This window comes from Ornithinibacillus bavariensis, assembly GCF_018333235.1.
GTDB lineage: Bacteria > Bacillota > Bacilli > Bacillales > Amphibacillaceae > Ornithinibacillus > Ornithinibacillus bavariensis.
In genome coordinates this window covers 1-464 of the sequence record NZ_BORP01000017.1, presented here as the reverse complement: position 1 = coordinate 464, position 464 = coordinate 1, and the positions used below count along the sequence as shown (strand labels likewise).

The window sequence follows — 464 nt, the reverse complement described above, 5'->3', positions numbered from 1 at the left end:
TGGATGTCGTGCGTTACTCTTATTTAGTTTTTAGGGTATAAAGATTATTTTTTCCGAAACCCTTGCATTTCTCGAAGGAAATGCATATAATATATCTTGTCTTGATTTTTATAAACCTTTCAAGACGGTTTGTCTGGTGGCGATGGCGAGAAGGTCACACCTGTTCCCATACCGAACACAGAAGTTAAGCTTCTCAGCGCCGATGGTAGTTGGGGCATTGCCCCTGCGAGAGTAGGACGTTGCCAGGCAAAATTAAAAGAGGCTGGGACATAACTAGCCAAAAATAAATAGAAATGGTTCCAATCATCTAAAAACTGATGCTTGGAACCATTTTTTATTGGTTTGTTTTCAATATTCATTGGTAAATTAGGTGTTCTGGCGGTAAACTTTCTCATGTTTACCGCCATGAACGCAAATCCTAATTCATTTATTACCTTCTCTTTGCCCCTTACGGACATCCGAGT

1 rRNA gene is annotated in these 464 nt (G+C 39.9%); it reads left to right on the top strand.

Features of this window, described 5'->3' with window-relative positions:
- Positions 1-132 precede the first annotated feature (132 nt).
- Positions 133-248: ribosomal RNA gene (gene rrf / locus KI338_RS17560) — 5S ribosomal RNA — on the top strand.
- The last annotated feature ends 216 nt before the right edge of the window (positions 249-464 follow it).